The 24293-nt window shown below is 66.9% G+C and carries 21 protein-coding genes; 10 read left to right on the top strand and 11 right to left on the bottom strand.

Going from position 1 to position 24293, the window contains the following annotated elements:
• Positions 1-48: 48 nt before the first annotated feature.
• Complete coding sequence (accC, locus tag NZ773_00800) at positions 49-1548, top strand: acetyl-CoA carboxylase biotin carboxylase subunit (GenBank protein ID MCS6800472.1); 1500 nt, start codon at positions 49-51, stop codon at positions 1546-1548.
• A 34-nt stretch (positions 1549-1582) separates the two neighbouring features.
• Here accC and NZ773_00795 read toward each other — a convergent pair whose 3' ends face one another.
• Entirely contained in the window at positions 1583-2491 is a 909-nt protein-coding gene (locus NZ773_00795) for a deoxyribonuclease IV (protein ID MCS6800471.1), read from the bottom strand.
• A 196-nt stretch (positions 2492-2687) separates the two neighbouring features.
• Between NZ773_00795 and NZ773_00790 the strand changes: the two genes are divergently transcribed.
• From NZ773_00790 to NZ773_00780, 3 genes are all read left to right on the top strand, one after another.
• Positions 2688-3713: a 2-dehydropantoate 2-reductase gene (locus NZ773_00790; GenBank protein MCS6800470.1), complete on the top strand. Its 1026-nt coding sequence runs from the start codon at positions 2688-2690 to the stop codon at positions 3711-3713.
• A gap of 9 nt (positions 3714-3722) precedes the next feature.
• Positions 3723-4433 carry a PIG-L family deacetylase gene (locus NZ773_00785; GenBank protein ID MCS6800469.1) on the top strand — a complete coding sequence of 237 codons (711 nt, stop codon included), beginning with the start codon at positions 3723-3725 and terminating at the stop codon, positions 4431-4433.
• A 110-nt stretch (positions 4434-4543) separates the two neighbouring features.
• Positions 4544-5677 (top strand): branched-chain amino acid ABC transporter substrate-binding protein, encoded by a 1134-nt coding sequence (locus NZ773_00780; GenBank protein ID MCS6800468.1) that lies wholly within the window; start codon positions 4544-4546, stop codon positions 5675-5677.
• Here the strand turns inward: NZ773_00780 and NZ773_00775 are convergent.
• On the bottom strand, positions 5635-6432 hold the full coding sequence (locus tag NZ773_00775) for an HAD family hydrolase (protein ID MCS6800467.1): 798 nt from the start codon (positions 6430-6432) through the stop codon (positions 5635-5637). The genes NZ773_00780 and NZ773_00775 overlap by 43 nt on opposite strands.
• A gap of 105 nt (positions 6433-6537) precedes the next feature.
• Here NZ773_00775 and NZ773_00770 point away from each other — a divergent pair, with 105 nt between their 5' ends.
• The 3 genes from NZ773_00770 to NZ773_00760 all read left to right on the top strand — a co-directional run bounded on the left by NZ773_00770 (position 6538) and on the right by NZ773_00760 (position 9388).
• Positions 6538-6948 carry a hypothetical protein gene (locus NZ773_00770; protein ID MCS6800466.1) on the top strand — a complete coding sequence of 137 codons (411 nt, stop codon included), beginning with the start codon at positions 6538-6540 and terminating at the stop codon, positions 6946-6948.
• Positions 6941-7576, top strand: a complete 636-nt coding sequence (locus tag NZ773_00765; protein MCS6800465.1) for a hypothetical protein — start codon at positions 6941-6943, stop codon at positions 7574-7576. Before NZ773_00770 ends, NZ773_00765 begins: the two co-directional genes overlap by 8 nt.
• A gap of 234 nt (positions 7577-7810) precedes the next feature.
• Positions 7811-9388, top strand: coding sequence for an ABC transporter substrate-binding protein (locus NZ773_00760; protein ID MCS6800464.1), 1578 nt, complete (start codon positions 7811-7813; stop codon positions 9386-9388).
• Positions 9389-9444: 56 nt separating this feature from the next.
• Here NZ773_00760 and NZ773_00755 read toward each other — a convergent pair whose 3' ends face one another.
• Both NZ773_00755 and NZ773_00750 read right to left on the bottom strand, forming a co-directional pair.
• On the bottom strand, positions 9445-10380 hold the full coding sequence (locus NZ773_00755; GenBank protein ID MCS6800463.1) for a D-alanyl-D-alanine carboxypeptidase family protein: 936 nt from the start codon (positions 10378-10380) through the stop codon (positions 9445-9447).
• A gap of 101 nt (positions 10381-10481) precedes the next feature.
• The gene (locus NZ773_00750; GenBank protein ID MCS6800462.1) at positions 10482-11060 is read right to left on the bottom strand and encodes an acyltransferase; all 579 of its coding nucleotides are present in this window, start codon (positions 11058-11060) and stop codon (positions 10482-10484) included.
• A gap of 125 nt (positions 11061-11185) precedes the next feature.
• On the opposite strand from NZ773_00750, the gene NZ773_00745 reads away from it, so the two are divergent.
• Positions 11186-14188, top strand: a complete 3003-nt coding sequence (locus NZ773_00745; protein ID MCS6800461.1) for a S8 family serine peptidase — start codon at positions 11186-11188, stop codon at positions 14186-14188.
• Here the strand turns inward: NZ773_00745 and NZ773_00740 are convergent.
• The 4 genes from NZ773_00740 to NZ773_00725 all read right to left on the bottom strand — a co-directional run bounded on the left by NZ773_00740 (position 14185) and on the right by NZ773_00725 (position 17361).
• Positions 14185-15132, bottom strand: a complete 948-nt coding sequence (locus NZ773_00740) for a hypothetical protein (GenBank protein MCS6800460.1) — start codon at positions 15130-15132, stop codon at positions 14185-14187. The two genes, NZ773_00745 and NZ773_00740, sit on opposite strands and share 4 nt — an antisense overlap.
• Before the next feature lie 345 nt (positions 15133-15477).
• On the bottom strand, positions 15478-15987 hold the full coding sequence (locus NZ773_00735) for a DinB family protein (protein MCS6800459.1): 510 nt from the start codon (positions 15985-15987) through the stop codon (positions 15478-15480).
• Positions 15988-16032: 45 nt separating this feature from the next.
• A complete protein-coding gene (locus NZ773_00730; GenBank protein ID MCS6800458.1) occupies positions 16033-16773 on the bottom strand; it encodes a hypothetical protein in 741 nt (246 codons plus the stop codon).
• Positions 16774-17031: 258 nt separating this feature from the next.
• On the bottom strand, positions 17032-17361 hold the full coding sequence (locus NZ773_00725; GenBank protein MCS6800457.1) for a hypothetical protein: 330 nt from the start codon (positions 17359-17361) through the stop codon (positions 17032-17034).
• A gap of 105 nt (positions 17362-17466) precedes the next feature.
• Here NZ773_00725 and NZ773_00720 point away from each other — a divergent pair, with 105 nt between their 5' ends.
• Positions 17467-17883: a helix-turn-helix transcriptional regulator gene (locus tag NZ773_00720; GenBank protein MCS6800456.1), complete on the top strand. Its 417-nt coding sequence runs from the start codon at positions 17467-17469 to the stop codon at positions 17881-17883.
• 1533 nt (positions 17884-19416) lie between these two features.
• On the top strand, positions 19417-20724 hold the full coding sequence (locus NZ773_00715; protein ID MCS6800455.1) for an NAD(P)/FAD-dependent oxidoreductase: 1308 nt from the start codon (positions 19417-19419) through the stop codon (positions 20722-20724).
• 28 nt (positions 20725-20752) lie between these two features.
• Here the strand turns inward: NZ773_00715 and NZ773_00710 are convergent, their stop codons facing one another.
• From NZ773_00710 to NZ773_00700, 3 genes are read right to left on the bottom strand one after another with little or no spacing between them, the layout of a single operon-like run.
• A complete protein-coding gene (locus tag NZ773_00710; GenBank protein MCS6800454.1) occupies positions 20753-21631 on the bottom strand; it encodes an ABC transporter permease in 879 nt (292 codons plus the stop codon).
• Positions 21628-22590 (bottom strand): ABC transporter permease, encoded by a 963-nt coding sequence (locus NZ773_00705; GenBank protein ID MCS6800453.1) that lies wholly within the window; start codon positions 22588-22590, stop codon positions 21628-21630. The genes NZ773_00710 and NZ773_00705 overlap by 4 nt, the downstream gene beginning before the upstream one ends.
• A 24-nt stretch (positions 22591-22614) precedes the next feature.
• Positions 22615-24222, bottom strand: coding sequence for an ABC transporter substrate-binding protein (locus tag NZ773_00700; GenBank protein MCS6800452.1), 1608 nt, complete (start codon positions 24220-24222; stop codon positions 22615-22617).
• Between the last annotated feature and the right edge of the window lie 71 nt (positions 24223-24293).

Here is a 24293-nt window from a genome sequence, read left to right as displayed (position 1 = left end):
AGAGCCCTGTGCTACTCTTGCGTGCAAACGCGCTCGCAGGAGCTGTCGATGATCCGCAAGGTCCTAATTGCCAATCGCGGTGAGATCGCTGTTCGCGTCATCCGCGCCTGCCGCGAACTGGGCATCGCCACTGTGGCAGTCTACTCCGACCCTGACCGCGAGGCGCTCCACGTTCGAATGGCCGACGAGGCGTACCATATCGGTCCCGCTCCCGCTCGTGAAAGCTATCTTCGCGTCGACAAACTGATCGATGTCGCTAAACGGTCGGGCGCGGATGCGATTCACCCCGGCTACGGCTTTCTCTCGGAAAAAGAAGTGCTGCCTCGGGCCTGCGCCGAGGCAGGGATTACCTTCATCGGCCCCTCTGCGGAGGCGATGGCGGCGATGGGCGAGAAGACAGCAGCGCGCCGCCGCATGCACGCTGCCGGCGTGCCGATCGTGCCGGGGGCGCTGGAAGGGGTGACTGCAGAGGAGGCGGCGCGGATTGCGAAGGAGATCGGCTTTCCGGTCATCTTGAAAGCGGCGGCCGGCGGCGGCGGCAAAGGCGTCCGCGTCGTCGAACGGGCGGAGGACCTCCCCAGCGCCTTGCGCGCTGCCGCTTCGGAAGCAGAGTCGTCGTTCGGCGACCCGACCGTGTATGTCGAGCGGTATGTTTCCCCTGCTCGGCATATCGAGATTCAGATCATCGCCGATACCCACGGCAACTGTGTCTACCTCGGCGAGCGCGAATGCTCGATCCAGCGCCGGCTGCAGAAGCTGGTCGAGGAATCGCCGTCCGTGATCATGGACCCGGACCTGCGCCGGCGCATGGGCGAGGCCGCCGTGGCCGCAGCGCGGGCAGTCGGCTATGTCAACGCGGGCACCATCGAATTTCTCGTCGATGCGGACCGCAACTTCTATTTCATGGAGATGAACACCCGCCTTCAGGTTGAACATCCCGTGACGGAACTGGTCACCGGGATCGACCTTGTCCACGAGCAGATCCGCGTCGCCTCTGGGCTTCCTCTCTCCTTTTCCCAAGAGGACATTCGGCCGCGCGGGCATGCCATCGAATGCCGCATCTCGGCCGAGGACCCGTTCAACAACTTCCTCCCTGCAATCGGAACGATCGAGGCGCTGCGGGAGCCGCTTGGGCCCGGCGTCCGGGTCGACAGCGCGCTCTACGAAGGGCTGCATGTCACTGTCGACTACGACCCCCTCCTTTCCAAGCTGATCGTTTGGGCGCCCACCCGCGAGGAGGCAATCCGGCGGATGCGGCGCGCGCTCGAGGAGTACCACATTGTCGGAGTGCGGACCACCATCCCCTTCCATCAGATCCTGATGGAGAGCGCCGACTTCGCCGAGGGACGCTTTGACACCGCGTTCATCAGCCGGCGGTGGCCTGCCCTTGCGAGCGAAATTCCCGCTCGGGCCGAGGAGGCCGCTCTCCTCGCTATGGCCGTCGCTCACGCGCACGGACATCAAGCCAAGAAGCCGGCGCCACCATCAAACGGCAGGATCAGCCCGTGGAAACTGCTGGCGCGGCGGGACGGGCTGCGCCGGCTGTAGCGCGGCGGCGCGCGAAAACGGGGAGACCCGCCTCTTAAACGCTCTCGGGAAGCGGCGATGCGCTTGCCTCTCGCAGCGCGCCGTTCGGCGCCTCGGGCAACGGCGGCGCGCCGGCAAGAGCGCGGAGGACCTGCAGATTGGCGCGGTCCGGACCGCGGTTATCCAGCCCCGGCACCTCGAGGATGAGCGGCAAGGCAGCGAACGCCGGATGGCGCAGCACGCGCCGAAAGCCCTCCTCGCCGATGTGGCCGCGGCCGATATTTTCGTGACGATCGCGGTTGCAGCCGAGCGGCCCTTTCGAGTCGTTGACGTGGAGCGCGCGAACGCGCTCGCGTCCCACATACCGGTCGAGGTCGGCCATCATCTCGGCGAACCCGTTCTCGCTCGCAATGTCATAGCCGGCAGCAAAGACGTGGCAGGTATCGAGGCAGACGCCTGCCCGCTCATCATTCAGGCGCTCAAGGAGATAGCCGAGTTCCTCAAACCGCCGCCCGACCGTATTGCCCTGCCCAGCACATGTTTCAAGCAAAAGCGACGCAGAACCAGCATACTGCCTCAGCACCCGGCCGAGTGCATCGGCGCAGCGGGCTACTCCCACTTCGAGCGGATCCGCTCCGCTCGAACCGAGATGAATGACGACCGCGCACGCTCCAAGCCGGTCGGCCCATTCGAGGTCATCGACAATCGAGAGGATCGACTTCTCCACGAGCGCCGGGTCCGCAGAGGCCGGATTGAGCAGGTAGATCCCGTGGATGATGACGGGGTGAATACTCCGGGCCGCGATCGCCTCGCGAAAGGCGGCAACGGCGCGCGCATCGTGGCGGGGGGGACGCCAGTTCTGCGGCGCCGACGTGAAGATCTGAACACATTCCGCGCCAAGCGCCGCTGCTGCGTCCGGTATCCGGGCGAGCCCGCCGCCGACATGCGCGCCAAAGCGTTGCACTGTTCCTCCTCCAGCGCAGGGATAGTACAAAGAGTACGGCACAGCACCCCTTCTCGGGCGACCGACCGGCAACGAGCCGCGCCTGACACCCTGCCGCCACACCGGTCGGCCCCCGCAGGGCAGCGAAGCGCCTTACGCCAGCGAGAGCGTCGTCGCGCGAGGAGGAGGGCGATACGGCGGCACGTCGGAGGGAGCGATGCGGTACATCATCTTTGGAGCGGGAGCAGTCGGCGGCGCAATCGGCGCCCGGCTCGCCGACGCCGGTCACACGGTGATCCTTGTCTGCCGCGGCGATCACCTCGCCGCTATCCGACGGGATGGATTGCTGCTGCGAACGCCAGATCGCGCCATTCGAGTTCGGGTGCCGGCAGTGAGCGCGCCTGCCGAGATCGATTTCGATGACGATGACGTCGTCTTTCTGACGATGAAATCGCACGACACCACCCCGGCGCTCGAAGCGCTGGAACGGGCTGCGGGCGATGTGCCGGTGATCTGCGCTCAGAACGGCGTTGCCAACGAGCGCATGGCAGCGCGCCGGTTCAGCCGCGTCTACGCGATGAACGTCCATCTGCCCGCAACCTTTTTCGACCCCGGGGTTGTCGACGCCTATGGGGTTCCGGTCACGGGCGTTCTCGATTGCGGGCGCTTCCCGCGCGGCGTCGACCCGCTCATCCAGCGGGTCGCGGCTGATCTCGCTTCGAGCGGGTTTCTCTCGCGGGCCGTTGAAGACATCATGCGGCTGAAATACGCGAAGCTGCTCATTAACCTCACAAACGGGCTTGAGGCGATCGTCGGCGAGATCCCACCGGGCGGCGGCAGCGTCGGCGCCGCACTGCGCGACGAAGCGGCGGCAGTGTTCCGCGCTGCGGGGATCGACTGGGCGAGCGAAGAAGAGATGCGGGAGCGTATCCTGAGGCACTATCGGTACGGGGAAATTCCTGGCGCTCCGCGCCGTCACGGCAGCTCAACCTGGCAGAGCCTCGCCAAAGGGCGCTCTCGCCTCGAAGTCGACTATCTCAACGGCGAGATCTGCCTGCTTGGCATGCTCCACGGCATCCCGACGCCGCGCAACGCCGCCATCCGCCAGCTCGCTCAGCAGATGGCAAGCCAAGGCAAACCGCCCGGCGCCTCCACGCTCCCCGAGCTTGAGGCGATGCTGGCGAACTGGCCCCACCTCCACGGGCCGGAGCCGACGGACGAGGGAGCGATGCGAGTTCGGTAGGATTCAGCGATGCCGGCGATTGTTTCCCCACCGCAAGGTCCTATTCTCGTGGTTGCTGCCCACCCCGACGACATTGAGCGGTGGTGCGCGGGGACGATTGCCTTGGCGGCTGCGGCAGGCGCGACAGTGACAATCGCCCTCGTGACGTCGGGCGAACATGGAACGTCGGACCCGACGGAATCCCCGCAGCGCGTTGCCGCCCGCCGAGAACAGGAGGCCCGGATAGCAGCGGCGATCCTCGGCGCTGCCGAGATTGTCTTCCTCCGCCATCCCGATGGTCATGTCGAAAACAGCGCCGCCCTTGCAGAAACGCTGGTCGCCTTGATCCGGCGCGTGCGGCCCTTTGCGGTCTTCACCCATGACCCCGAGCATCCGCTGCCGCCCTACCTCGCTCACCGCGATCATCGCCGCACCGGCCGCGCAGTACTCGACGCCATCTACCCCCTCGCTCGAGACCCGCTCAGCTATCCCGACCAGGTGAGCGCTGGGCTTGCGCCCCACGCTGTCCGCGAGGTGTGGCTGTTTGCCTCCGCAGCCGCCGACTGTTTCGTTGATATCGCGCCAGCGCTCGAGCGCAAGATCGCCGCCCGGCTCGCCCACGCGAGCCAAACCCCTCGTCCTGAAGACCTGCCCGAGCGGTGGCGTCTTTTCGCAGCGCGGGATGGCGCGCCGGCAGCTCTCCTCGCTGGAGAAGCGTTTACCCGCCTTGTCATCGACTAAGCCGGCGGGGCTTTGGACGGTTGCTCCGCGCCGCGGCGATCTGGCACCCTATCGGGGAACGGCGTGGCGCCGAGGGCGGTCACGCTGAATGCGCCGATGAGCAGCACAACGTGATCGGTCGTCGCTACTTCCTCTTCGCGGCTGCCGCTGCAGCACTCGCTGCCTGCCAGCGGGGACCCCAATTCTCTGGGGAAGCGATCGTCTTCGTTGTTGGGCCGCTCTCGGGGGAACAGGCGGAGGGGGGGCAGTCGATGCTCGGGGGCGCCCGCCTGAAAGCAGAGGAGGTCAACCAAGCGGGAGGGGTGCTCGGCGGGCGGCGCGTCGCTGTCCGGCCGCTCAACGACGAGGCGGACGAGGCGGCGGCAGTCGAGGCGGCAAAGCAGGTCGCGGCCGCCGTGCAGGCAGGGCAGACGGTGCTCGGGGTGATCGGCCACTACAACAGCGGTCCAACCGCCGCTGCGCTGCCGATCTACCGCGACCTCGGGCTCGTCGTCGTCACGCCGAGCGCGAGCAACCCCGCCTTGTCGCGCGCCGGAGTAGAAACCTTCTTCCGTGTCTGCGCCACGGATGCCACCCAAGGGCCGCGCGCCGCGCGCTATCTTGTGGAGCGGGGCTGGCGGCGAGTGGCGCTCGTCTATACTACGAACACCTACGGCCAAGGGCTCGCCGCCGAATTTGCCTCGGGGCTGCAGCAAGCAGGTGGGCAGCTTGCTGCGGCGATTGCGCTCCGTCCCGACGCGCCGAGCTTTGCCGAGCAGCTGCCCGCGCTCCGCGGCGCTGCTGCGCAAGCGATCTTTTTCGCTGGGGACTTTCCCGACGGGATCACCTTTGTCCGGGAGGCGCGCCGCGCCGGGATCACGACCCCGATCCTCGCCTCGGACGCGAACTTCGTCGACCAATTTATCGATGAGCTTGGGGCTCTGGCAGAAGGCATCCTGATCTCGACGATCACGCCTGACCCGCGCGTTGTCGCTTCTCCTGCTTGGTTTGCCGCATTTCGGCAGCTTGAGCAGCGGAATCCCGGCATCGACGCCACGACCGGATATAGCGCGATGGAGGTGCTGCTGACGGGGGTGCAGCGCGCCAATCGGGCGGACGGCCGCGCGATCGCGAGCGCCATCCGGTCGCTCGACATCCAGTCGCTCGTCGGCCGGATCCAGTACGACGCCAACGGCGACCTTCTGGAACAGCGCGTCTTTTTCTACATCGTCGAGGGAGGCCGCTTCCGCCAGCTCACCTCCTGACTCGCAGCGCTGGCTGGCGGAGCACCCCATTGTTCGAGCTGGGCGGGCAGTTCTGCGAGGGTCGCGATCCGGGCGTCGGGCGCAACGGCGGCGGGCAGCGTCCCGAGGAGGATCGCGCGCATGCCGGCAGCTTTCGCCCCCGCCACATCGGCGACGGGGTTGTCGCCGACGTGAACGACCGCCTCATTCGGAACCCCCAAACGGCTGGCCGCGCGGTCGAACAGTTCGCGCCGCGGCTTCAGCAGTCCCTCTTCATTCGAGAAGATGGTCACATCGAACCGGTCGAGGAGGCCGTAGTCGGCGAGGACCTGCCGCATCGCCGTGCCCGGCGTTCGACCGGTGTTGCTGATGAGGCCGAGCCGATAGCCGCGCTCGCGCAGCCAGTCGAGAACAGGCAGCGCATGGGGACTGAGCGTGGGCGGCCGCTCATGGATCGGGTCGACATAGGCGCGTTCTACTGCTTCCCAGCCAGCCTCATCGAGCGCAGCGGCGATCTGCTCGCCGATCAGGCCGGCGAGGATTTCCAGCTGCTGCCGGGTCGACAAATCGCGATAATCGCGCCAGACGGCGTCGTACTCGGCCATCGAAGCGTCGTAGGCGCGTTGGACGTCCGCGACGTCGATCGCCTGCTCAAGAGCGCGCAGGGCCTCGGTGAGGCGGACTACTCGCAGCTGAGAACGCTCATTACCCAGCGCTGGCGAATCGTGGATGAGGGTTTCCCACAGGTCGAAGGTCACCGCGCGGATGGCGCTCATAGCATCAGACAATACCAAATTGGGCAGCACCGCCAAAATGCGGCACAATAAATCAGAACCCGACCGATAGCTGGCGCGCTGGAGTGCGAGGAGGGGCGATCGCTGATGCGCCCAGACGAGCGGCTCGGCTATGTTGTTGACAGTTCGGGAGTGCGTCCGCGGCCTGAGGTCGTGCGGGGCTACACGCGCCAGATCGTCGCGCCTGAAGGAAAGGTCAACGTTACCCTCAACAGCGACGAGTACGGACTGTACGAAGTCTTCATCAACGTGGGGAAGGCGGGCAGCGATATCGCTGCCCTTGCCGAAGCGCTTGGCCGCCTCGTCAGCTTAAACCTGCGGATGGCGAGCCCGCTGCCGCCGAACGAGCGGGCGCGCGAAATGGCGCGCCAGTTACGGGGCATTGGAGGCAGCCGCTCGGTGGGCGTCGGCCCTGCCCAAGTGCGCTCCCTCCCTGACGCCGTTGCGCTCGCGCTCGAGGAATATCTCGACCAGTACGCAGGCGGCGCCCATGACTAGTGAGCCCGACCCGTCACTGCGTCCTGACCGCTATGTTGAGCCGGTCTCGGCTGAGCAGCGACGGTGGTACGCTCATACCCTCATTGAGCGCCGCCTGATCGACGCCGGGGTGCCGCATGAGGAGGCGCACCGGCAGACGCTGCTCCGGCAAGGGGTTCCTCTCGATGACTACGCGCCTGTCCGCCTCCGGGAGCGCGCTTGGATTGCCCGCGAGTGGTTTCGCTTCACCGAGCGCCAACGACTGTTTGCTGGCGTGCGCCCGCCGCTCCCCTCCCCGCCGTTCCCGACCCCGCCAGCCGCCACTTCGCCGGTCTTCTGCCTGCGCTGCGGGCAGCCGCTTCGAGGAGCAGAGAGCGCAGGACGGCCGATTTGGGTCTGCGACGCGGGGAGAATGGAATACTCGATCTTCGCAACTGCCGAACTGAACCGTCTCCTCGCCCGGACACGCCCGCTCGCCGCTCCGCTCGTTCGCCCGCGGGGAACAGCCGCGTGGTACTGCCCGCGCTGCGGGATCCCGCTCCTGCCGCCGCCCCTCGCGCGCGAGCCGTGCTGGTGCGAGCGCTGCGGCTTTGAACTGACGACCATTCTCAAGGAAGACCTGATCGAACTGAACTGGCACGAGCCCTAAGAGCAGGGCGGCGCCGGAACGGGAGCGCCCAGCGTCACCCTCGCGCGGCACTTCCCGGCTGCCGGGCGGCGCCGCTCGTTTCCATGCCCGCCGGCCACTCCTCCGCGCGGCGAGCGCGCAAGCTCGCGGCACCGCTCCCATTGCTTCGGGATGGCACGCAATAAACGTTGACACCGAGCGACGGGGACGTACAATGCAGAGGACTGTCTACGATATCCCTATTTCGGAGGGCATATGCGCGCAACGGCCGCTCGGCTTTTCGCGTTCATCATGCTTCTGAGCGTCGCGTGCGCGCCCGCGGCGCCGACAACGCCCACGGGCGGCGTAGCGCCGGCAGAGCAGCGGGACGAGCAGCAGATCCTGCGGGTGGCGGTCGGCGTGATGATCGGCAACCCGACGCCGCAAGCGTCGCGGGCCAACCTGTTCCAATACTGGCCGCTGTACGACAATCTGACGACGTTCGGCCCGAAGTACGAGGTGCGTCCTTGGGTCGCCGAGCGGTGGAGTGTCTCGCCCGACGGGCTGACGTGGACGTTCACGATCCGCTCCGACATGAAGTTCGCCAACGGCGACCCCCTCACTTCCGAAGACGTCGTCTTCAGCATCCAAGAGATCCTCGACCGCCGATGGCCCCAAACGTCTTACCTGCTGAATGTCACCTCGGTCACCAATCCGACCCCGACCACCGTTGAACTGAAGCTGTCTGCGCCGAACGCGGCGATCCCGAACGGAGGGCCCTTCATCTGGATATTGCCGAAGAAGTATTACCAGTCGATCGGGTTTGAGGCTTTTGTTCAGAAGCCGATGGGCAGCGGGCCGTATGAGCTTGTCTCTTTCCAGCAAGCGAACCAGATCATTTACCGCAAGCGCGCGGAGCCGCACGCGTTCCGCAAGCCGATCGCCAATGAGATCCATTTCCGGCTGATCCCCGAAGCCGTTCAGGTGATCAACGGGCTCACCCAAGGCGAGCTCGACATGGCGATGTTCAGTTTCTCCGGCGATCAGGCGAACCAGCTGAAGCAGCGCGGCATCGTCGTCACCGCCCAGCTCAACTCCTCGGCGCAGATTGCGATGCCGCAGGGCTCATGGGAACTGCGGGACACGCCGCTGAAAGAGAAGCGCGTGCGTCTTGCGCTTAACTACGCGGTGAACAAAGAGGCGATCGCGAGCGGGCTGTACGGCGGCTACGCTCAGCCGACGGGTCAAGTCGCCGTGCCTGACACCGACTATTTCGACCCCACGGTGCAGCCGATCCCCTACGACGTGGCGATGGCGCGGCGCCTGCTCGCGGAGGCCGGCTATCCGAATGGCTTCCGGCTGCCCGGCGGGCTTGACTACTCGACGGGCCGGGGCGAGCAGAACATGCTCGTCGCCATTCAGGCCGACTTGCGGGCGGTCGGCGTCGAGGTGGAGTTGATCCCGAACGAGGAGAGTGTCTTTGTTGACAAGGCGTACGGCCGGCGGGACCTCCCGAAGGGCGATTTGTGGAGCGGCAGCAACGGCGAAGACAACGGCTTCTTCACCGGGCTTCGCACCTTCTACGGCTGCGACAAGCCGGTCGGCGCGCCCCGCCGTGCGATGCTCTACTGCAACCCCGAATGGGACCGGCTGATGGACCTCGCCTATGCCGAAGCGGATGTCGCCAAACGGCGCCAGCTGTTCCTCCAAGCGAACCGCGTCTTCCGGGAGGACGTGCCGGTCATCTACACCGTCAGCCGCTCGCAATTCGTCGTCTTCACCCCGAAAGTGAAAGGGGTCGAACTGCCCACGCCGAACGTCTACAACCTCGATACCGTCTACAAGATTAAGTAAAGCAGGAGGCTGTTGCGCTGGGCAGTCCTCGCGCGGCACCCTCTCGACCCCCGGCTCTAGCGCCAGCGAGCGCGGTAGTACTCGATCGGCGGCCGGCCCGACGCCGCGATCGCTCGGGCATCGGCCGGACCAACGTAGCGGTAGTGCCAAGGTTCGTAGGCATAGCCGGTGATTGCCTCTGCCCCAGCCGGATAGCTGAGCACAAATCCGTACCGATCGGCGTGGGCAAGGAGCCATCTGCCCTCGCGGGTGGCAGCAAAGCGCTCATCTAGCTCGTAGCCATTCTCCGCGCTCGCAAAGTCGATCGCCGTTCCAAGCTGATGCTCGCTATGGCCCGGCTTCGCGCTCACTCGGTCTGCTTGGACTTGGCCGAGCGTCCGCACCCAGTAGGCGTAGGTCGCCTCCTGCATCGCGTAGGAGCGATAGGCAGAGGCGACGACGGGGTTCAGCCCCGCGGCCTGCATGTCGCGAACGAGGCGGCGGAGATCCTCGACGACTACCCGACGGATCAGATGGGGGCCGCGCACCGTCGGGACGATCCCCTCGATCGGCACGAGGTCAGGCGGCACATAGCTCGGCGGCAAGGCGAGGTCTCGCGAGATGGGGAAGAGCAGGTCATTCGGCGCGGGAGTGGCGACGATCGGCTGTTGAGCAGCGCTTGGGAGCGGCGGCGGCGTGCCGGGAGCACTCGTCACGGTCGGCGGGGTCCTCGTCGCCGTCATCGAGCCAGGGGTCCCCATCGGCGATGGCGAAGGCGTCGCGGCAACGCTCGGCACCGTCGGGGTCGGCATGCTCGCGCTGGCCGGCACTGTCGCCGAGAAGGTCGCCACCGGCACTGGGGTTGTCTGCTCCTTCCCTGCCGGGGCACTGCCCGACGGAGCAGGAGCAGCGAGCGGCGGCACCGGGTTCGGTACGCAGGCAGGCAGCGCGAGGAGGACAACAACAAGCGGCCAGAGGACGCCGCGACGAACCCGAGGCAGAGATTCATTCACGCAGCCAGGAAGTATAGCGTCACGGGTCAGCGGGCAGAGGCGGGCGGCACTGCAGCAGGCATGCTCTCCGCGACTGGACCGCCCCCACGGGCGCATCCCCGCTACGGGGCCGGCTCCTGCCTCTCGTCGCTCTGGTCGAGCCGGCGCACAATCCGCGCCGGGTTCCCCGCCACAACAACATTCGCCGGCACGTCCGACGCGACGACCGCTCGGAACGCTACTACCGAGTTCTCGCCAATGGTCACGCCTTTGAGGACGGCGCTTTGGCCTCCAAGCCAGACATTATCCCCGATCGTGATCGGCGCTGAGGCGACGGGCGCCGTTGGGTCATGTCGGCGGGCGGGGTCAAGCGGGTGATGATCGGTGTCGAGGAGCAGGGTCGAGCCGAGAATGCAGCGCTCGCCGATCGTGATCTGGGTCCGCGCTTGGATGCCGGCGCCATTGAGGCGGGTGCCCGAGCCGATACGGATGCGCGACTCCGGAGCGAAGGTGATGAGCACGTTCTTTTCCGCGTGCGCCCAAGCATTGACATCGTCACCAATCTCCACCCGGCCCGGCCCTCGGATCACCAGCCGCCCGTTCGTGCGAAAATTCCGCCCTATCCGGACGCGTCGGCCGTAGCGCACGCGGATGACAAGCCGCCAATAGGCGCTTACCAGCCGAACCGCCAGCTCTCTCAAGCGTCTCCGTCCTCGCAGCGCGCTCACTACCGCTCTTCCTCCAGTAGCCACTAAGTATGACGGGGAGCGCAGCCGTCCGCGATCGGTGCGTGACGCTCCTGCTATAACCCCACTGGGAGGACGAGATGCAGTTCGGCCGTCTCATCGGGCGCGCAGTGGCAGCGATCGCTGTCGGCATGCTCGTCTTCAGCGCGCGGGAAGGCGGAAGTGGCGCAGCGCAAAGCCTCGGCCCCCACCTCCGACTGGAGCGCGAACGTTTCGACCCGCTCGCTGCTCGACCTTCCCCGAGCGAAGAAGGGACGACAACCTGGCTTGTCCAATTCACGGGGCCGGTGCGGGAGGAGTGGAAGGAGGCGGCGCGCGCTGCCGGCGCCCACCTCGCCTTCTATCTCCCTGATCACGCCTTTCTCACGCAGATGGACGCCGCAACTGCCGAGCGGGTGCGCGCGCTCCCGCATGTCCGCTGGGTCGGCCCTTGGCACCCGCGTTTCCGGCTTGCAAAGAGCGTGAGCGAGACGGCAGCCACGCTTTATGACGTCCAGACCTTCTCCGGGATCGACCTCAGTGCCCTCAGCGCAGCGGTCGCCCAGCTCGGCGGACTCGTCCTCGCTGCCGTCGACAACGGCTTCGCCGGCTACCTTCGCGTTCAGATCGCGCCGGGGACGGTCGCGGCGCTTGCTGCTCTCGACGGCGTTGTCTGGGTCGAGCCGCACGAGGTTCCCCACGTCCTGAACGATCGGGCAGCAGCCGTCCTGCGCGCTCCGGAGGTCTGGCATGAGCTCGGGCTGACTGGGGAGGGGCAGCTGATCGCGATCGCGGATACCGGGCTCGATACCGGTGACCTCGCCTCGATCCATCCGGACTTTGCGGGCCGGGTCGTCAAGACTTACTGCCTGTCGCGCCCCGACCCGTGCAATTGGGGCGATGAGCATGGTCATGGCACCCATGTCGCCGGCTCAGCGCTGGGCAGTGGCGTCGCCTCGGGGGCTCGTCCCGCGGAGGGGCGCTACGCCGGCTCCGCGGCCGGGATCGCGCCGCGCGCCGGCATCGTCGTTCAGGCGATTGGAGGTGTCGGCAATACCCTCTCCGCGCCGGCAGACGTGGGCGACCTCGTCCGGCTTGCCGCCCGAGATGGCGCCTTCATCCACTCGAATTCGTGGGGCGGCGGGTCGGATAGTGCCTACCGCGTGAATGCGCAACAGATCGACTACGCGCTGTGGCAAGAGCGCGCCGCTCTCGCGCTCTTCGCTGCCGGCAACAGCGGTCGCGACCGTGACCGCTCCGGCCGCATCGATCTGCGCTCGCTCGCCTCGCCCGGCACAGCGAAGAACGTTCTCACTGTCGGCGCGTCCGAGAACAACCGGCCAGAGACCCGGCTCACCTACGGCCTGCTGAACCCCCTTCTCTGGCCGGTCCCGCCGATCGCCACTGACCCGATTGCCAATCGGATCGACGGGATCGCCGCCTTCTCCAGCCGCGGGCCAACCGCCGACGGGCGGCTGAAGCCTGATGTTGTCGCCCCCGGCACTCAGGTCTTCTCCACCTTCTCGCGTCTCTCTCCGCTCCGCGGCGCAACCTCCGCTACCTCCTATGCGTTCTCTAGCGGCACGAGCATGGCCACGCCACTCGTTGCGGGCGCGGCCGCTCTCGTGCGCGAATGGCTGCACGTCCAGCGGCGCATCGATCTGCCTTCGGGAGCGCTGCTGAAAGCCCTCGTGATCAACGGCGCCGAGGATATCGCCCCCGGACAGTACGGGACCGACCCGGCAGTGCAGGAAATCCCTTTCCTCCGCCCCAACCCGGTGGCAGGGTTCGGCCGCGTCAATGTGCGCTCTAGCCTCGCGCCGACTGGGCTCGACCTCTGGCTTGCTGATGAGACGCACGGGCTCGCCACGGGCGAGACATGGGAAGCGACGATCTTCACGACCGGCCCCGGACCCCTCCGGGTCACCTTAGCGTGGAGCGACTTTCCCGGCCAGCCGGGCGCCGCAACCGTTCTCGTCAATGATCTGGACCTCGAGGTGCGCGGTCCGGACGCGCTCCTCCATCTCGGAAATGCCGGCGCCTACCCTCCAGGCGACCCCTGCCTCCGCGGCCGCGCGGACGCCTGCAATACCGTCGAGAGCGTCTTCCTTCCCCAAGCGCCGCCAGGGCGCTACCACCTGAGTGTTCGGGCCTACACCGTTCCCCAAGGAGCGCGTCAGCCGTTTGCGCTCGTTGTCGCGGGCGTGGGGGTGGGCGCAGGGCCAGGGCAGCGGACACCGCTTCAGCCTCCTCCGCCTCCAGCGAGAGGGCAGGACTGCGGCGGCCAGCAGGGAAGCGGGGTCTACCTGTACGACCAGCCGGCGTTTGCGGGGAAGTGCGCCTTCTTCACCGCCGACGCTCCTGATGCCGACCACTGGCACATCGGCAACGATGCCGCGCAATCCCTCCGGATCGTGGGGAACCTGAGCGTGATCCTGTGGAGCGACAGAGCGTTTCAAGGGCGAGCGATGCCCCTGACAGGACCGATCGCTGTCCCCGACCTTGCGACGCTCCCCTGCGCGGTCCACTGCATCGGGCCGAAAGAGGTGTCCTCTCTCCAAGTGCGGTCGAACGGGGTGCCGCTTGAACCGCCCGTTTCCGGGAGCGGAGACCCCCGCCTGCCATCAGGACTACTCGTCCCCGGGAATTGCGATGGCAATGCCGGTCTCTATCTCTACAGCGAGCCCAATTTCGGCGGGAAATGCACGCGGATTATGCTGGGCGACCCGCCCTGGTATAGCGGCAATGCCAACGCTTGGCACATCGGCAACGACGCCGCACAATCGCTCCGTCTGGTGCCGCGGGGCCGAACACTCGACGACGGGCGTTTCGAGCCTGCGAGCGGGCTGCGGGCAACCCTCTATCGGGACCTGTTCTTCGGCGGGGCATGGACCCAGATCACCAGCACCTTGCTCGAGCTGCCCGACCTCGCTGTGCCTCCGCCGGGCTATTCCGGGCCGTGGATCGGAGCAAAAACCGTCTCTTCAGCGCGGCTCGAGATCGTTCAACTGCCCGCTGCGGGCAGCCTCTCCACGAGTGTCGTTGGCGGGGAAAGCGTGACGACGTGGCTGCCGCTCGTTGCCAGCCGCAGCTTCGGCCCCTAGCGCCCCTCCTCCTGACGCGGGGGGTCAGCCGGCATCGGAGGCGCAGCCGAGGCAGCTCCCGCCGGCCACGGCACAATCACTTCGCGGAGCGGCCGACGATGAGTGCGCCGGCGCTCCAATCGCCCGTACCCGAGACGGAACGGCAGGAGGGGAATTTTCCCGTTCGAGCGCGACCGGATGATGTCGCGCGCCTCGTCGATCAGCAGCAGTTCGCTTAGGGGATGGAGATGAAGCCCAAAGGCGGTCGCCGTCAGCCAGAGCCGCTCGAAGGCCCGCCCGCCCCGAAGCCAGGTGAGGCGCTCGTCAGCGCTCGCCACAAGCGCGCCGAAGAGCGGTGCGCTGAGGGCAAGGTCAGCAGGAAAGGCGGCGGGGTGCCCCGGCGAGGGACGCAGCAGGGCGGCGAGCCGGGCGAGGATCGCGTCGAGCGAGGGGACAGCAGCAAGGATCTCCTCGAGAAGCCGCCGGACTTCGCTGGCATCGACGAGCACAAGCGCCACGTCGGGCTCAGCAACCGCCGCCTGCAGGAGCTGACGAAGACGGTGCGGCACTGGGGTCGGCAGAAACGGCCCCGTATCCGTATGGCGCGCCGGGATCGCCTCGAACAGGGCCACCACCTCCGGGGAGGGTCGGCGCCCGTTTGCGGCTAGCAAGACCTCGGCAACCCAGCGCGGCTCATCCGGGTCAGGGAGCAGGAAGACCGACTCCAGCATGCCGAACGCCTCGGCGGCAATCGTGAGGTTCTCGATTGCGCAGCCGAGGCTCAGGTCACGCTCGCGCGGCGGGATCGCAGCGGCAAACCGCGGGTCGCCCGTGTCGGCGTAGACGCGGATCGCGTGGTCGCCAACCGCAAACCGCCACGGCTGGCTGTTGCGAAAGGAGGGCGCGAGCACAGTATACCGGAGCAAGGTGAGCAAGCGTTCGGTGGGCGATGGCGGAGGCTGCATAGGCGCGAGCATACCTCACCTCACTGGTCCAGCGCGACTATACGCGCAGACCGAGAAGCATAGCGGCGGAGAGAATGGCGCCGCATCGGCCGTTCGGCAGGAAAATCGCGGCCATTGGTTGCGCCTGCGGGGCATCCCCGCGCGCTCGTTCCGTCCCGCGCCGCGAGCGGAAGACGTCCCCAGCCAGCACCCCACGCCGCAGGCAGGACGGGAAGCGGATACTGACACCGACGGGGGGCTCGGGCTCCGTTCCGCCCGTCCGCCGCCGCTTCGAGGCGCTCCGCCTGACGGGGACAGGAGTGACGAGGGCGGGGCAGCAGGTGCGTCCCGAGCGGCGGCCGCGCCCTAGAAGGGGAGCCCTTTCAATCCTTGGAGGCCACGAAGGACGGCGACTTCACCAAGATGCGAAATCGCGTGAAAGGGCATCATCCGCCCGATCACCTCCGCAACGGTGATCGGACCGCGATAGCCTTGCACTTCGCGCGCCAACTCTGCCGCATCAACCCGTTCGAGATACGTCATTGTTTCAGCGAAGACGCGCTCCGCATAGGCACGGAAGGAACTCGGATCGAGGCGCATCTGAGCGGCGGCCTCGCGGCTCATCCGCATGGTCTCCGGCAGACCGAGCCGCTCGCCCCATCCCTCACGCTCCCAGATGGTCGGCTGGCCCAGAATGAACGTATTCAGATAGCGGTCTTGAATGTTGACGATATGGGCGTAGGTGTGGCCGATCGTGTTCGCCGTGCCCGGAGGAAGCCAGTTGACTTGGTCGACGGTGAGGTCGCTCGTTGCGTCGATCAGCATGCGGCTCGTCGTTTGGAGCAGTTCCCGAACGACAGGCACCAAGTCACTCATCGGCTTCCTCCCGCACATCTCCGCCATCGCTGCCGCCCGCTTCACTCAGCTGCGCAGCTGCTCGACTTGCGCTTCGAGGCGTTCGACGCGCGCTTGAAGCGAGCGGACAAGCGAGGCAAGTTCTTCTATATCATAGACAGGCCGCGGCGCGATAACGGCGCTCCGCGAACCGGTGACGGGGCGAAGGCGAAGGACCTCAACGAGCCGCTCCAGTTCGCGCGCGGTGAACGGCTTGCCCTTCTTCGGCCGCCAGATTTCAAGATGGCGCCGCCAGTCGTCCACGTTGCTCCACCACGCGCCGAAGCGTGAGGGCGGGCGAAGCGGCAGGTGGTGCACAGTGCCGGGCGGGCCGAGGAGCAGGAGATCGGGCCAGACCGCGAATTCCTGCTCGCTGGCGATCGTTGCCGTCTCTGCATAGAGCGGCTGGTTGTTCCAAAGCCAGTGCTTGATCGCGTTCGCGGTGTTGACGACCTGCCAGTAGGGATTGATATCCCGTTCATTGGCGGGACGAAACTCTTGCCACGTTCCATCCTCGCCGAGGATCTCCCACGGCTCATCCGTGGAACGTCCGCGCAGAGGACGGGGAAGGCGCTTCAGCTCGGTGACGATCAGCGTTGAGGGCGCGGCGCCGACCGCCTCCGGCGCTTCCCGGATGATCAGCCAATCCACATTTCGGCCAACCGTGTTGAATTCTGCGAAGACCCAAAAGTCGTCGGGCAGCAGGTGAACGGTGTGAAGGACCTCCGGGTCAAGGCGAGAAGCTTCGCCGGCAAAGACATTGGCCATAAATTACTCCAAAAGATCCACCCCCCGGCACAGCGCCGGCTTGAAAAAGAGTGGGCGCAAATTGTGAGAAGACCATGTTTTTGAGAGGATTATCTCGCCGGTCGGCAGGGGACGCAAGACGAACAGCCGGCCGTCCGGGAGATACACCAGCGGCGGGCGCTGCGCCCGCCGCTCGCCGTCTCTGGTGCGCGCAGAATGCGGATGCCGAGCGCGCCGCGGGACGGCACCGCGCCGTCATCGCCGCGGCGCGCTCACCGCTTAGCGTCGACCAAACTGAGCGCGGAGGAAGTCGAACAAGCTGGCGCGCGCCTGCTGCGGCGGCTCGGTGTGTCCCTGCCAGCCGCTCGAGCTGGCCCCGGTTTCGGCTTTCTGATCACCCCGAGGAGCGTATTTTGTCCAGTCATACTGGCGAAACTCTTCCGGCTCCTCCTCGCCGGGGTCAGGCGCGCCGAGACGGAGTTCGTGTTCGCGGAAGGCGTTCCAGTCGTAGGCGTCCTCGTTGTTCTGGGTGCGGGCAATCTGCCAGTCGCGGAGATGCTCGCCAATATTCGGGTTCATCTCCGCAAGCCGGTCCATCGTCGCGCTCATGCTCTCCTCCTGAGGCCGCATCAGTTCGGCCTAGGAGCATCGTACGCCAGCACGCCGTCGAGATGCGACACCGCAGGGCGGGGCTTCGGGGGTATACTGGCAACGATGACCAGCGAGCCGTTCGTCCGCTGGCTGCGGGAGCAGGTCGCGAGTGCCGGCCTCTCTCAGCGCGAGGCGTCGCGCCGCGCAGGGCTGAGCGCATCGGCGGTCAGCGACTACCTGAACGGACGGCGAACGCCGCTTCCGCACGCCTGCCGCAAGTTGGCGCGTGCGTTCGGCGTCGCCGAGGACGTCGTTCTCGCGCTTGCTGGTCACCGCACTCTTCCGCCCGCAGAGCACGCCGAGTTCTTGCTCTTTCTCCGCGAGCAACCACCCGAGCTGCTTGCCGAGATCGAACGGTGGGTCCGGCCGTATGTTCGCGCCTACTGGGAGCAGCGTCGCGAAGAACGACCGCGCTCTTCAGCGCGCCCGGACCTCGCCATTCAGTTGCGTTGGGAGACACTCGACGAGGAGATGAGGTGACCGCCCTCTGCTCCTGGGCCGCCGAGGTTCAGCGCGGCACCGATTGGGTTACCAGTCCTGACCATCGCTCCGGGAAGGCTGCTCTCCGCGGAGCTGGGAGGAGCCTGCCGCTGCGCTTGGCGAAGGAGCGCTTCATGCCGTCGCCGAGGCCCCGCTCGGCCGCCGTGGCGGCATCGTCGGGTCAGCGCGGGGCTATCCCGAACTGACTCGCGACTTGCTCGGAACGGGCGGAGACGAACGTCTCTCTGAGTCGCGAGCCCGGCCCGACGAACCCCTACGCCGCGCTCAAGCAGGCGTGCGACAACCGCCCGTACCTCGTTTCGCGGCCTGGGGCATTCGAGCGCTGGAAAGAGGAGACGGGAATGCGGATCTGGCAGGGCTATGGAGCCTCAGCTCTTGTCTCGCCCGACGACACCGTTCCGGCGCGCTGCGACGCCGGGGAGACCGTCGCCACCTTGACGACCGACCGGAACGCGTTCGAGGCGCGGCGCGCCGACCTGCGCCGCGAGACCACGCCAGCGCGGGCGGCCGACGTGCCCCGCTCCCGCTCTTCGCTTCCAGACGACGCGGCCGCTACACTGATGAGGACCGCTCCCCGCAGCGGAGCGGGGGAGAGCATCCATGCCCAGCGACGTGCGTTCTCCAGCTCACAGCACCGCTCGCGCTGCTGCAGCGGGCAGCGGGGTCTTCGTCGTCCTAGGCCATCTCGGCAGCGCGTCCGCGGCCCGCTCCTCCCCCTCAGCGCGGTGAGACAACATTGGGCGAGGTCGGCAGGGGCCTCGCCAGAAAGGACCGGTCGGGCGGGGTGCTCGCTGTCTCGATCGTCGGCATGCCCCCGCGCGGGGGCGCACTCCATCTCGCTGCCGGCGGCGATGGAATAGTGCCGCTCGTCGCCACAGCACGGGACGGGACGACCGCGCTGCGTCGGCTCCTCGGGGCAAGCGCAGGGAACGGCGGGTACCGCAGGCGGGGCATCCTTGAGAACGCTGCGGGAGCGGCGTCGCTCCAGAGCTGTCCCTGGACGCTCTGCCCGACCGGCGTCCTGCAGCACGGCGCCGCCGTCGCGCACCTTCGGGGGGGCGCTGGGCTCGTCCCGTTGACCGTTTGCGGCAGCGGCTGCGCAGCAAACTCTTCCCTTCAGACGACGGAGGAGAGGCTCCGCGGCCGACGCGCCCCGCGGTTCCCTGCAGCGGGTGATGGCGCTGCCCTGCAGCCGCTCACTCCGCAGACGGCGGGGACGAATGCCGTCGCGCTCGTGGGGCCGCCGCACCGCCGAGGAGAGGAGAGCGCAGAGGATAACGGCGCTCTCTCCTCGGGCCGGACGCTCTCTCTGCGCTGCGCTTGCGCCCGCCGTGTCCGAGGAGGCGGCTGCATCCGCTCGGATCAGGCACGCTGCTTTCTCGGTCTCGCCGCGGCCTCTCCTCCCCTGGCCCGTGCTGACGGCGAGTTCGCCGGGATGCCGCCGGCCGCGCTCCGACCCGGCCCGCGCGGGGTGGCGCTGCCTGCCGCCGCACCGCCGACGAGGTGGAAGGAATGCATGTCGGCGTGATCGGAGCAGGCGCGCTCGGCCTGATGGCAGCGTGGCAGCTTGCCCGGGCGGGAGTGCGGGTCACGGTCATCGAACGCGAGCAAGCGGTCGGAGGGCTGGCCGTCAACTTCATGCTGGGAGGCGCGCCCCTCGAGCGCTTTTACCATCACCTCTTTCGCACTGACACGCGAATGGTTCGGCTGATCGAGGAATTGGGCCTGAGAGGGAAGCTGCGGTGGGGGAAGCCGCCCACCGCGCTCCGGCTGCATGAGCAGACCCACCGCTTCGACGGCCCGGTTGCGGTGCTTCGCTTTCCCTTCCTCCCCCTCGTCGACCGACTGCGGCTCGGGCTTGTTGTCGCCTATCTCAAGATGGTGCGCGACCCCGCTCGCTTCGAGGGAACGACCGCGGCCGAATGGCTCCGCCGAACCATGGGAACGCGGGCGTACGAGACGGTCTGGGCGCCCCAGCTCCGCGGCAAGATGGGGGAGTACGCCGACCAGGTGAGCATGGCCTGGTTCTGGGCGCGGGTGCATGACCGGACGCCTTCGCTCGGCTACCTTCGCGGCGGGTTCGGACAAGTGTACGAGCGGCTCGCGGCCGAGGTGCGGCGCCTGGGAGGAGCGGTCCGAACAGGCGAAGCGGTGGAGTGGATTGGACAACGCGAGGGCGCGGTGGCGGTCCGGACCGAGCACGGCAATGAGCAGTTCGATGCGCTCATCGTCACCTTGCCGACCGCTCTCTTCCTCCGCCTTGCTCCCGACCTCCCGGCGGATTACCGCGCCCGCTACCAGCAGGCAGCGCCGCATCTCGGAGCGCACAACGTCGTGCTCGGGCTCACCCGCAGCGTTCAGAGGGCGTATTGGCTCTCCATCCTCGACCCAAGCTATCCCTTCCTCGTTCTTGTCGAGCACACGAACTTCCTGCCGCCCTCCGACTATGGCGGGCTGCACGTCCTCTATCTCGGCAATTACCTTCCGCACGACCATCGCCTCTTCCGCCTGAGCGACGATGAGACCCTCGGCGAACTGGTGCCGGCGCTCCGTCGCCTCAATCCGCAGTTCGAGGAGCGCTGGCTGCGCGAGGCAGTGGTCAACCGAGCGCTTTTCGCTCAGCCGATCGTGACGCCCGGCTATCGCGAGCGGCAGCCTCCGTTTGAAACGCCCTGGCCGAATGTGTGGCTCGCGAACATGGGCCAGGTCTATCCGCACGACCGCGGCCAGAACTACAGCCTTCTGCTCGGCGAAGCGGTGGCGGCACGAGTGCTCGCCTCGCTGCCCGCGCTCGCCGAAGCACGCGCCGCCGCGCAGTGATATGCCTGTCGTAGAGGAGAAGCGGTTCTTAGGCGAGGCGCGTGTCCCACCATGCTTGCAGGCCGTCCGCAAGTAAGTTCGCACCAAGGACGGTCAGCAGCAGCGCAATGCCGGGGAAGACAGACATCCACCAGGCGAGCCGGAGGAAGTTTTGGGCGTTATTGAGCATGTAGCCCCAGGTCACCACGCTCCGGTCGCCGAGGCCGAGGAACGACAACCCCGCTTCGACCAAGATTGCCGCGCCAATCTGGAGCGCTGCTGCGACGACAATCACCGTGATCGAATTCGGCAAGACATGGCGGACAATGACCCGCCAGTTTGAGGCGCCAATCGCTCGCGCGGCGTGGACGTACTCTCGCTCGCGCACGGTGAGCACTTGAGAGCGCATCAGCCGCGCCGTTCCCGGCCAGAATGTCAGCCCGAGCAGCAGTGTCAGGAAGAGCAGGCTGGGCCCGAAGAGCGCAGCCGCAAGCACGGCGAGGAAATAGCGCGGCAAGACATCGACTAGTTCGGTAAAGCGCATCAGAGCGTCATCGGCCCAGCCGCCGAAGAACCCGCCGACGAGCCCCACCGTCGCGCCGACAAGCGAGGAGAGCAGCGCTACTGCCAGCCCAACGACGAGCGAGACGCGGGCGCCGTGGACAACGCCGGAGAGAACGTCACGGCCGAGGTCGTCGGCGCCGAAGGGGGTTGCCGCAGAGGGAGGGTGAAAGGGCGGCGCGACCGGCTCGAACGGACTGACCGGCACCATGATCGGGCCGACCAGCGCCACCGCCCCAACGAAGCCGACCAACGCCAGCCCGACCAGCCCCGACTTCTGCCGCCAGAAGCCGCTGCGCCGACGCCGGCGAGTAGGCGGGAGGGAGATCGGGGCGACCTGCTCAATCGCCGGAGCAGACGCCGTCATCGCAGCCGCACCCGCGGGTCGAGCACCGCATAGGTCAGGTCGGTGACCAAGTTGGCGAGGATGACCCCAAGCGCGGCGACAAAGAACAGCCCGGTCAGCAAGGGATAGTCTCGGGCCGTAGTCGCGTCATAAATCAGGCGGCCGATCCCCGGCCACGCAAAAATGATTTCGATCAGCACTGCTCCGGTGAGAATGTTCCCGAACTGCCCCCCGATCACCGTGACGACAGGGAGGAGAGCATTGGGCAGGGCGTGACGCAGCACCACATCATTCTCAGTCAGCCCTTTCGCTCGCGCGGTCCGCACATACTCGTCGGCGAGCGCCTCCCGCAGGCTGGCGCGAGTCAGCCGAGTGATAAGCGCAAGCTGCAGCAGCCCGAGGCAGGCGGCTGGCAGGGCCAGATGCCATGCGACATCGAGCACATAGGCGAGCCCGGTGTAGTTCGCCCGCGCCGTCGTCATCCCCTGCACGGGAAACCAGCCGAGCCGCGCGGCAAAGACAAGAACCACGATCTGCGCCAGCCAAAAGGAGGGCAACGCCTGACCGAGGAGGCTACCGGTTGTCAGGACAAGGTCGCGATAGCTGTTGGCCCGCCGCGCTGCCTCGATGCCGAGGAGCAGTCCCAGCACGGTCGAGACCGCTAGGGCTGTGCCCATCAGCAGCAAGGTCGCCGGCAGGCGCGAGACGATGACCTCGGCAACGGGACGGTTGTAGCGAAAAGAATCCCCAAAATCGCCCCGGAGCGCATTGCTGAGATAGGCGAGGAGCTGCTCGCCGATCGGCCGGTCGAGGCCGTACTTCGCCCGCATCGCTGCAAGGTAAGCGGCGTCCCCATCCGCCTCGGCGAGGTACGTGATGGGGTCGCCGGGCGCGAGGCGGATGAGAACGAAGACCAGACAAACGATCACCACCGCGAATGGGACGACTTGGATGAGGCGGCGGATCGCGTAGCGCGTCATCCGGGAACGGCAGCCAGGGGCCGGCTAGCGCTTCTCAAGGTAGGCGGTCTCCGCGAACAAGCCGCTCCAATATTGGAACCCCTTGAAGCTGCTTCGCCAGGCGCGGTAGCCCTCACTCTCGACCAAGCCGAGATAGGGAAGGTCGCGGCCAAGGATAACCTGCATCTCCTGATAGAGCCGGCCGCGCTCGGCACGGTCAGTGAGGGCCGCGGCACGGTTGAGCAGGTCATCGACCTGGGGATTGCGGTAGGCCGCCCCATTCGAGAACAGCACCGGCCCGATGTTCGTCGAGTCGATCATCCGCCGCACTCCGATCTCCGGGTCGGGGCCATTGCAGTAGGAGGCCCAGCCGATATCGAAGTCACGCCGGATGAAGACCTGCTCGTTCGCGGCATTCACCTCGAGCGCCTTCAGAACCAAGTTGATGCCGATCGGCTGGAGCTGCTGCCGCAGCAGCTCGCCGAGCCGCGATTGGGCGCTGGGATGGACGAAATCAAGGCTGAGGCGGACACCATCGGCGCCGCGCGGATATCCGGCGCGGTCGAGCAGCTGGCCGGCAAGCTCGCGGTTGAGCGGATATTTCGGCGCGTTGGGGTTCGTCGCCCACGTCAGCCCGCTGTTGATAAACGCCTCGCTGACCTTGCCCTGCCCGAAGTTGACCTGCTCCAAGATCTGGGCGCGGTCGATCGCATAGGCAAGCGCCTGACGCACTTCGACCTTGCCGGTGGCTGGACGCTCGAGGTTGAAAATCAGCGTGCTGGTGCAGAACGAGCCGCCCGAGCCCATGGCCGATTTCTCGATCGTGATGTCCCGGTTTGCACGCAGCCGTGCCAAATCGGGTCCGGGAACGCTGTTCAGGTAATCTACCTCGCCATTCTCCAACGCCAGCACCTGCGTATTTGCCTGGGGAATGACGCGGAAGATCACCTCATCGAGGTAGGGCAAGTTCGGCTTGAAATAGTCGGGGTTCCGCACAAAGCGCGTTCGGTCGTCGCGGACATACTCAGCGAACTTGAACGGACCGGTGCCGACAGGCTGCGTGTTTGCCGGATTCCGTGTCGGGTCAGTCCCCTCATAAATGTGCTTGGGGATGATCGGGGCTTCGATCACGTCGAGCCGCTGGAGGAGGGGACCATACGGCTGCTTGAACCGGAAGACGACGGTGAAGGGGTCTGGCGTCTCAATCCCGTCGAGGACGGTGCGCATCGTCGCCGTGCGGCCGTGATAGCGCAGCAGCACTTCTTCGAAGCTGAACTTCACGTCCGCCGAGGTGAAGGGCTTGCCGTCATGCCACTTGACATTTTGGCGCAGAGTGAACGTGTAGCTCCTGCCGTCAGGCGAGATAGTCCACTTCTCGGCCAAGTCTGGCTTCGGGTTGGCTTCCTGATCGAGGAAGATCAGCCCGTTGTAGAGCAGCGCGGCAACGAAATGGGTTCCGCCTGCGGTGGTGATCGCGGTGTTCAGTTGCCCCGGGTCGCTGCTTGCGGCGACCACAAGTGTTCCTCCCCGAGCAGGGCTAGGCGTCGCCGCCGGTGCCGCTGCGCCGCCGGTAGTGGGGGCTTGTGGAGCACAGGCCGTCACCATCAAGGCCGTCGCGGCGAGCAGCGTCGTCACCCGACGAACTGACCTCATCAAAACCTCCGTTTGCCGAACCTTCGTGCGATATCGCGGGAGAGCTTCCACCCACATTCCAACTTGTCAAT

The organism is Dehalococcoidia bacterium, from assembly GCA_025054935.1.
In the GTDB taxonomy this organism is placed as follows: Bacteria; Chloroflexota; Dehalococcoidia; order SpSt-223; family SpSt-223; genus JANWZD01.
Note: the sequence above shows the minus strand (reverse complement) of the source record. Positions and strands in the feature narration are given on the sequence as shown.

What these genes read in the sequence shown, in the direction of transcription:
- NZ773_00785 (MCS6800469.1), top strand. Translation starts at nt 3,723, where the DNA reads ATGCCGGCGATTGTTTCCCCACCGCAAGGTCCTATTCTCGTGGTTGCT.
- NZ773_00705 (MCS6800453.1), bottom strand. Translation starts at nt 22,590, where the DNA reads ATGACGCGCTACGCGATCCGCCGCCTCATCCAAGTCGTCCCATTCGCG.
- NZ773_00790 (MCS6800470.1), top strand. Translation starts at nt 2,688, where the DNA reads ATGCGGTACATCATCTTTGGAGCGGGAGCAGTCGGCGGCGCAATCGGC.
- NZ773_00775 (MCS6800467.1), bottom strand. Translation starts at nt 6,432, where the DNA reads ATGAGCGCCATCCGCGCGGTGACCTTCGACCTGTGGGAAACCCTCATC.
- NZ773_00735 (MCS6800459.1), bottom strand. Translation starts at nt 15,987, where the DNA reads ATGAGTGACTTGGTGCCTGTCGTTCGGGAACTGCTCCAAACGACGAGC.
- NZ773_00700 (MCS6800452.1), bottom strand. Translation starts at nt 24,222, where the DNA reads ATGAGGTCAGTTCGTCGGGTGACGACGCTGCTCGCCGCGACGGCCTTG.
- accC (MCS6800472.1), top strand. Translation starts at nt 49, where the DNA reads ATGATCCGCAAGGTCCTAATTGCCAATCGCGGTGAGATCGCTGTTCGC.
- NZ773_00760 (MCS6800464.1), top strand. Translation starts at nt 7,811, where the DNA reads ATGCGCGCAACGGCCGCTCGGCTTTTCGCGTTCATCATGCTTCTGAGC.
- NZ773_00765 (MCS6800465.1), top strand. Translation starts at nt 6,941, where the DNA reads ATGACTAGTGAGCCCGACCCGTCACTGCGTCCTGACCGCTATGTTGAG.
- NZ773_00745 (MCS6800461.1), top strand. Translation starts at nt 11,186, where the DNA reads ATGCAGTTCGGCCGTCTCATCGGGCGCGCAGTGGCAGCGATCGCTGTC.
- NZ773_00730 (MCS6800458.1), bottom strand. Translation starts at nt 16,773, where the DNA reads ATGGCCAATGTCTTTGCCGGCGAAGCTTCTCGCCTTGACCCGGAGGTC.
- NZ773_00715 (MCS6800455.1), top strand. Translation starts at nt 19,417, where the DNA reads ATGCATGTCGGCGTGATCGGAGCAGGCGCGCTCGGCCTGATGGCAGCG.
- NZ773_00710 (MCS6800454.1), bottom strand. Translation starts at nt 21,631, where the DNA reads ATGACGGCGTCTGCTCCGGCGATTGAGCAGGTCGCCCCGATCTCCCTC.
- NZ773_00725 (MCS6800457.1), bottom strand. Translation starts at nt 17,361, where the DNA reads ATGAGCGCGACGATGGACCGGCTTGCGGAGATGAACCCGAATATTGGC.
- NZ773_00770 (MCS6800466.1), top strand. Translation starts at nt 6,538, where the DNA reads ATGCGCCCAGACGAGCGGCTCGGCTATGTTGTTGACAGTTCGGGAGTG.
- NZ773_00740 (MCS6800460.1), bottom strand. Translation starts at nt 15,132, where the DNA reads ATGCAGCCTCCGCCATCGCCCACCGAACGCTTGCTCACCTTGCTCCGG.
- NZ773_00720 (MCS6800456.1), top strand. Translation starts at nt 17,467, where the DNA reads ATGACCAGCGAGCCGTTCGTCCGCTGGCTGCGGGAGCAGGTCGCGAGT.